Origin of the sequence: Neisseria sp. P0001.S007 (assembly GCF_051963655.1) — a bacterium.
Taxonomy (GTDB): domain Bacteria; phylum Pseudomonadota; class Gammaproteobacteria; order Burkholderiales; family Neisseriaceae; genus Neisseria; species Neisseria subflava_A.
In genome coordinates, this window is the sequence record NZ_JBQCUB010000004.1 from 159,542 (window position 1) to 167,295 (window position 7,754).

The following is a 7,754-nucleotide window of genomic DNA, read 5'->3' on the forward strand; positions in this document are numbered from 1 at the left end:
TTGGCTGAAAAGGCCGTCTGAAATTCAGTTTCAGACGGCCTTTTTCATTGTGCAACATGTAAATACGATTGGAAAAGTTGCTTAAAAATTGTACAATTTCAGCCCTTTTAATTTGGCGCACACATCATGCACATCGGCGGCTATTTCATTGACAACCCCATCGCACTTGCCCCCATGGCAGGTATTACGGACAAACCGTTCCGCCGGATTTGCCGCGAGTTTGGTGCAGGGTGGGCGGTATGCGAAATGCTGACCAGCGATCCGAGCTTGCGCCATACCAAAAAAACCTTGCGCCGCAGCGATTTTGAAGGCGAGGGCGGAGTGGTGGCCGTGCAGATTGCCGGCAGCGATCCGCAGCAGATGGCGGAAGCCGCGCGGTATAACGTCGGCTTGGGCGCTCAGGTGATTGACATCAATATGGGCTGTCCGGCCAAAAAAGTCTGCAATGTGCAGGCAGGCAGCGCATTGATGCAAAACGAGCCTTTGGTTGCCGAAATCTTGGAAGCCGTTGTCAACGCGGTGGACGTACCCGTTACCCTCAAAACCCGTTTGGGCTGGCATGACGAACATCAAAACTTGCCGACCATCGCCAAAATCGCCGAAGAATCAGGCATCGCAGCCCTTGCCATTCATGGCCGCACCCGTACGCAGATGTACAAAGGCGAAGCGCGTTACGAACTGATTGCCGAAACCAAAGGCCGTCTGAACATCCCCGTTTGGGTCAACGGCGATATTACCTCACCGCAAAAAGCCGCCGCCGTCCTCAAGCAAACCGCCGCCGACGGCATCATGATAGGGCGCGGCGCACAAGGCAGGCCGTGGCTTTTCCGTGATTTAAAACATTACGCCGAACACGGCGTTTTGCCGCCAGCCTTGAGCTTGGCAGAATGCAATACCACCATTTTGAACCACATCCGCGCCATGCATGAATTTTATGGAGAAATTGCCGGAGTACGCATCGCCCGAAAACACATCGGCTGGTACATCGACGAAATGCCCGACGGCGAACAGACACGCCGGGACATCAACCGCTTGGACAGTGCTGCGGCACAATACGATACCCTTGCCGCCTATCTTGAGACGCTTTCAGAGAAAACCGACCGCTGGGTGTGTCACTATCGGGAAAGCTGAAGAGTTTCAGACGGCCTTATCATCTAAAAAATAAATCTATTTAAAAACAAACTCAAAGAAAGATATCACGATGAATCAAACGACGACTGACATTGCGCAATGTATTGAACAAAACTTACGACAATACTTCAAAGACTTGGATGGTACAGAACCTTGCGGCGTGTACGATATGGTGTTGCACCAAGTTGAAAAGCCGATGCTGATTTGCGTGATGGAACAATGCGGCGGCAACCAGTCTAAAGCGGCGGCCATTTTAGGGTTAAACCGCAATACCTTGCGCAAAAAGCTGCAGCAGCATGGTTTGTTGTAATAGGGAGGATAGGGCAGACATTTCTGCCTGCCTATAATGAAAGAACCGGCCGGGTCATTTATCCACTAGTTAAATATATTTAGATTTGCTGACACAATAAAAACAGCTTGAAAAGGTTTCAGGCCGTCTGAAAACCAGAGAAGAAACGATTAATTTTTTACCATGAGTTGAACCATGCTTTACCAAATACTCGCACTGTTAATCTGGGGCAGCTCGTTTATCGCTGCCAAATATTCCTACGAGATGCTCGATCCGACGCTGATGGTTGAGGCGCGATTGTTGATTGCCGCATTGATGGTGTTGCCGTCGTGCCGCCGTCATTTGGGCAGGATTCCGCGGAGCGAGTGGAAGCCGTTGTTGTGGATTTCCTTTGTCAACTACGTTGTCGTTTTGATGCTCCAGTTTATCGGTTTGAAATATACATCTGCGGCCAGCGCGGTTACCATGGTGGGGCTGGAGCCTTTGCTGGTCGTCTTTGTCGGTCATTTCTTCTTCAACGACAAAGCCAAACTTTACCACTGGATTTGCTGCGCGGTGGCGTTTGCCGGCGTGGGCATGATGGTCATGGGCGGTGCAGAAGAGGGCGGTACGATTGACTGGTTCGGCTGTTTGCTGATTTTGCTCGCGGGATTCGGTTTTGCAGGCGTGATACGTCCGAGCCAGCAGATGATTGTCCGTATTGGTGCGCCTGCATTTACCGCGGCTTCCATGGCAGTGGCGGCGGTGTTGTGCCTGCCGTTTTCGCTGGTGTTGGCGGACAGTTATCAAATCAATTGGTCATGGGGCGGTACGCTGTCGGTTTTGTATATGGGGATTGGCTGTAGTTGGCTTGCCTATCTGTTGTGGAACAAAGGCATGAACACAGTCCCTGCCAACGTCTCCGGCCTGCTGATTTCGCTTGAGCCTGTCATCGGCGTTATCATGGCGGTGTTAATTTTGGGCGAACATTTAAGTACCATGTCTGCGATGGGCATTACCGTCGTTATTGCGTCCACTTTTGTCGCCGGTATGCTGACGCGTGTGAGCAACAAACATAAAAAGGCCGTCTGAAAACGGTTTCAGACGGCCTCAAGCAAGCAGTATCATTTTTAATAAAACATTTTGGGAAAATTTCCATGAAACGCATTTGCTTTTGCTTGCCTGCCCTATCTTGGCGTCGGCTGCCCCCGATAACGACAAAGCCGCTGTACAGGCCGTCATTGCCAAGTATTACAATCGACCGCTTGCCGCGCACAAATGCCAGCTAACCTACGCCCCCGTTGCCTTACTCATGCCATGATGCACAGGCATGGCGGCGAAAAAAATGGGATTTAAATAGGCAAAAGCAAAAGGCCGTCTGAAACCAAGTTTCAGACGGCCTTTTACAATAAAATTGTTAACAATATTTGTAAAAACCTACTGCTAAAAATGCGAAACTGGGGGATAATACCGCCCTGAAAATTCATCCCATACTGATTAAACCTTCAACAAAGGAAATCCAAATGTCTTCCATCAAACGCGCCCTGATCAGCCTATCCGACAAGACAGGCGCAGTCGAATTTGCCCAAACCCTGACCAAGCTCGGTGTTGAAATCCTCTCTACCGGCGGTACAGCAAAGCTCTTGGCTGATGCAGGCGTTCCCGTTATCGAAGTTGCCGACTATACCGGCTTCCCCGAAATGCTCGACGGCCGCGTGAAAACTCTGCATCCGAAAATCCACGGCGGCATCCTCGGCCGTCGCGATTTGGACAAACACGTCGCCAAGATGGAAGAGCACGGCATCGGCAACATCGACCTCGTGTGCGTCAACCTCTACCCCTTCGCCGCCACCATTGCCAAACCAAACTGCACACTGGAAGACGCGATTGAAAACATCGACATCGGCGGCCCGACCATGGTGCGCTCTGCCGCGAAAAACTGGAAACACGTCGCCATCGTTACCGATACCGCCGATTTCCCTGCCATCGCCGCCGAACTCGAAGCCAACAACGGCGCATTGAGCGACAAAACCCGTTTCAACCTCTCACGCAAAGCATTCAGCCATACCGCCCAATACGACGGCATGATTTCCAACTACCTGACCTCGCTTTCAGACGACGTCTTGAGCGGCCAGCCCCAAATCGGCGAATTTCCAAGTCAGTTCAACCAAAGCTGGATTAAAGTGCAAGACATGCGCTACGGCGAAAATCCGCACCAACGCGCCGCGTTCTACCGCGATATTTACCCCGCCGCAGGCAGCCTTTCCGCCTACAAACAGCTGCAAGGCAAAGAATTGTCGTACAACAACATCGCCGATGCCGATGCCGCATGGGAAGCCGTCAAATCCTTTGACTCGCCGGCCTGCGTGATTGTGAAACATGCCAATCCGTGCGGCGTAGCCATCGCCTCCAATACCCTGGATGCCTACAAACTCGCCTACGCTACCGACACCACCAGCGCATTCGGCGGCATCATCGCCTTCAACCGCGAAGTCGACGGCAAAACCGTCAAACAAATTACCGACAACCAATTTATGGAAGTCCTCATGGCGCCGAAGTTCACCGCCGAAGCCCTCGAAATCGCCGCAGCCAAGAAAAACGTGCGCGTATTGGAAGTGCCGCTTGAAGCAGGTGCCAATCGCTTTGAACTCAAACGCGTCGGCGGCGGACTGTTGGTACAAACCCCCGACATCCACCGTATTAGCCGTGCCGATTTGAAAGTCGTCTCCAAACGCCAACCGACCGAGCAAGAATGGAACGACCTGATGTTTGTATGGAACGTCGCAAAATACGTCAAATCCAACGCCATCGTCTTCGGCAAAGGCGGTCAAACCTACGGCATCGGCGCAGGTCAAATGAGCCGTGTGGACAGCACCCGCATCGCCGCCCGCAAAGCGCAAGATGCCAATCTCGACCTCAACGGCGCATGTGCCGCTTCCGATGCCTTCTTCCCATTCCGCGACGGCGTAGATGTCATTGCCGAGCAGGGCATCAAAGCCATCATCCATCCCGCAGGCTCCATGCGCGACCAAGAAGTCTTTGACGCAGCGGACGAACACGGCATCGCCATGGTCGTCACCGGCATCCGTCATTTCCGCCACTAATAAGCTGATATAAAATAAAGGCCGTCTGAAAACAAAGTTTCAATATCATGAAACCAGTTTTCAGACGGCCTTTTTCAATCATCAAACAATTTAGCGGCCTAACTGCAAATCAGGACAAAGCAACCAAGCCCCAGCCAGCCCGATTCATACGGCAACACAACGCCGCCCAAGTCTAAAGCCAATCCCCTCAGAGCAAGAAACATGAAACACATCTTCCTCATCCTTACCCTCGCCGCACTCACCGCCTGCGCTTCCAGTCATACCGGCGGCTACGGCTATGCCGGCAACAACGGCGCCTCCGCAGGCGTGACCCAAACATTCCGTTGGTAAGGCCGTCTGAAAAAACAACACAGTTTTCTACAACAGAGAACAAACAAATCCCAAACGTAAAGGCAAGTTTTACACTTGCCTTTTTAATGTTATCTATCGGCTTAATAGCGCATAAATTCGTGTCATTTGCGCACTATTTATATGTTAGGAAAGGTCAAGGCCGTCTAAAAACAGGCTATGCAAAGCCATCACACGTTTCAAACCAATTTTCAATACAAATTTCATTAATTACCTAAATAAATCCAATATTCAAATCTATTACAATAGAAACTATCTAAATCATATATTATTTAATAATCATTATTGTTTAAGAATAAAAACGTAAAATCAAATAGCTAGAAAAAGCGTTTAAATAAAGCAACAAGTAAATCTAACGGGGATGACCGTTGAGAGCGAAAAAATAACACTTTATCGGAAGAGTTGATTTGCGAAACCAAACGCATATAAAATTTGGACAAGGATTCCGAATGCATTGAAGGAAGTTGACAAAAAGTGACTTGTTAAGAAACAAGCTGACAAAAAACGGCACATCGTTTCCCAAACTTCACAAGCTTCTGGAAATGTATCAGCATAAAATCCCATAAAACAGGCTTTTAGCTGCTATTCGGCCGAGTAGAGACTTTTGGCACGGGAATTGCATACACGAGATTACGGCATGAAACCGCATAAAGGGGAAACTCTGAAATGCGGCAAATGTGTGGACAGGCGGTTTGCAGCCGAGCAACACGTCCCAAAAGAAATCAAACCCCTTACAGGAAAATCGATATGAATAAAGTCTTTAAAGTCATTTGGAATCACGCGACCCAGACATGGACCGCGGTTTCCGAGATCAGCCATGCACACGGCAAAAAATCCGCTTCTGACAAGCGTAAAGCCGTAGCTGCTGCAGTTGCAGCGGCAGGTGCTTTGATGGCGTCCGGTAGTGCAATTGCTGGTTCTGATCTTGCTACTAATGATGCAGTTAATCTTTGGCCGAATGGTGTGAAAAACCCTGCTGCTGGACGCGAAGCTGTCGCTGTAGGCGCTAACGCAACTGCCTCACATCAACACACAATTGCGATTGGTAGAAATGCTACTGCCAAGTGGACCGATGCTATTTCTATTGGTAGAGGCACTGTAGCAAGCAAAGACCACGCGCTTGCTATGGCTACATCAGCAACCGCATTGGGTGTTCAATCTGTTGGTATCGGTTCATACTCTAACGCTAGTGCAAATTCCGCAGTTGCTCTTGGTCAAGAAGCAAAAGCTGGTGGTGAAGTACCAGCTGGTGCTGAAACAGGTCCTGGTACCGCAGCAGTAGCTGTAGGTTATAAAGCAAATGCATCTGCAGCCAATACGGTTGCGACAGGTATGAGCTCTGCTGCAAGTGTTGATAATGCCGTTGCGGTTGGTGTTAAAACAAATGCTTCTGCTCGTGCGGCAGCTGCATTGGGTGGATATGCAGCAGCCTCTGCTGAACGCGCTACTGCGGTTGGTGCAGCATCTAAAGCAAGCGGTACGGCCTCTTTTGCTGGTGGTACATCGGCTAATGCTGCTGGTGTAAACTCTGTTGCAGTTGGTGGTTCAATGGAGGCAGCTGAAGCTGCTCAAGCAGTTGGTAATAACTCTATTGCAGTAGGTTCTAAGTCAAATGCCCAACAAGCTTCCGACGTTGCAGTAGGCCATGGTGCGAAAGCCAATGGTACTTCTGCCGGTACTAATGCGGAAGGCTCAGTAAACAATGCCGGTTCGGCAATCGCAGTCGGTACAGAAGCTCAAGCAACTGGTATCGTAGCAATTGCTGTCGGTGAGCGCGCCCAAGCCCTGCAAAACGGCGCATTAGCATTGGGTGGCGACGCTCAAGCGAAACAAGGTTCTGACGTAGCTATCGGTCGTGGTTCCGTAGCTGATGGTACTTCTGCGGCTGCATTCGGTCCTGCTGCTAAAGCAGGTGCTCGATACGCGGTAGCATTGGGTGTACAAAGTAACGCTGCTTCTACGCAAGCGATTGCATTAGGCCGTGGTGCTAAAGCCAATGGTGGTGATTATGCAACTGCTCTGGGTAACGATGCTCAAGCAACAGCTAAAAACACTTTGGCTTTGGGTACTGAAGCTAAATCTACTATCGAAAACAGCGTAGCTCTGGGTAACGGTTCTACAACCAGCAACTTCGTACCTACCAACAGTGGTACTGTTGGCGGCTACACTTACGGTGGTTTCGCAGGCGCAACCAGCGGTTTAAATAACGGCGCAGTATTGTCTGTAGGTTCTGCAGGTAAAGAACGTCAAATCCAAAACGTTGCCGCAGGCCGTATTTCTCAAACTTCTACCGATGCAATCAACGGCTCTCAATTGTTCGCCGTAGCAAGCCGCATCGAAAATCTGAATCCATTTGTATTCCAAGGCCACGATGGTAGCGGTAGCTCACCAGCTGCAGGTACATACAGATACGATCCTAAATCAAATGCCAATAACACCCTGAAACTGATCGCTGGTGAAGGTCTGAAAATGACTTCAAACGGCACTAACGAATACACCCTGAGCGTAGTAGGTGGTGGTGCTAAAGGCGAAAAAGGTGATGCTGGTCCTGCTGGCCCTAAAGGCGAAAAAGGTGATGCTGGTCCTGCTGGCCCTAAAGGCGAAAAAGGCGATACTGGTCCTGCTGGTCCTAAAGGCGATACCGGCGCCGCTGGCGAAAAAGGCGAAAAAGGTGATACTGGTGTAAATGGCAACAGCTTCACTGTTGAAGTTGAAGATGATGACGCTAACGGTACCCATAAAATCACTATTATCAATCAAGGTGATGGTTCAATCACTACTACTATCGTAAAAGATGGTAAGAACGGTAAAGACGGCGAAGCCGGTGCTAAAGGCGAAAAAGGCGACAAAGGTGACCAAGGTGAAGCCGGCGCTAAAGGCGAAAAAGGCGACAAAGGTGACCA

Annotated in this window: 6 protein-coding genes and 1 pseudogene; all 7 read left to right on the plus strand. The window is 50.1% G+C overall.

Annotated elements, in window-relative coordinates; translation table 11 throughout:
* The first annotated feature begins 126 nt into the window (after positions 1-126).
* Entirely contained in the window at positions 127-1,131 is a 1,005-nt protein-coding gene (gene dusB, locus ACTHRE_RS05885) for a tRNA dihydrouridine synthase DusB (protein WP_440344877.1), read from the plus strand.
* A gap of 70 nt (positions 1,132-1,201) precedes the next feature.
* Positions 1,202-1,441, plus strand: coding sequence for a Fis family transcriptional regulator (locus tag ACTHRE_RS05890; RefSeq protein ID WP_070459344.1), 240 nt, complete (start codon positions 1,202-1,204; stop codon positions 1,439-1,441).
* A 174-nt stretch (positions 1,442-1,615) separates the two neighbouring features.
* Complete coding sequence (locus ACTHRE_RS05895; RefSeq protein WP_070459340.1) at positions 1,616-2,491, plus strand: DMT family transporter; 876 nt, start codon at positions 1,616-1,618, stop codon at positions 2,489-2,491.
* Positions 2,492-2,922: 431 nt separating this feature from the next.
* Positions 2,923-4,503, plus strand: coding sequence for a bifunctional phosphoribosylaminoimidazolecarboxamide formyltransferase/IMP cyclohydrolase (purH, locus tag ACTHRE_RS05900; RefSeq protein ID WP_440344876.1), 1,581 nt, complete (start codon positions 2,923-2,925; stop codon positions 4,501-4,503).
* A 201-nt stretch (positions 4,504-4,704) separates the two neighbouring features.
* Complete coding sequence (locus tag ACTHRE_RS05905; protein ID WP_283127000.1) at positions 4,705-4,833, plus strand: hypothetical protein; 129 nt, start codon at positions 4,705-4,707, stop codon at positions 4,831-4,833.
* A 765-nt stretch (positions 4,834-5,598) separates the two neighbouring features.
* Positions 5,599-5,895, plus strand: a pseudogene (locus ACTHRE_RS05910) (ESPR domain-containing protein); the annotation flags it as partial.
* A gap of 81 nt (positions 5,896-5,976) precedes the next feature.
* Positions 5,977-7,754, plus strand: a 1,778-nt coding sequence (locus tag ACTHRE_RS05915; RefSeq protein WP_440345267.1) for a collagen-flanked surface repeat-containing protein, incomplete at its 3' end; no start/stop codon positions are given.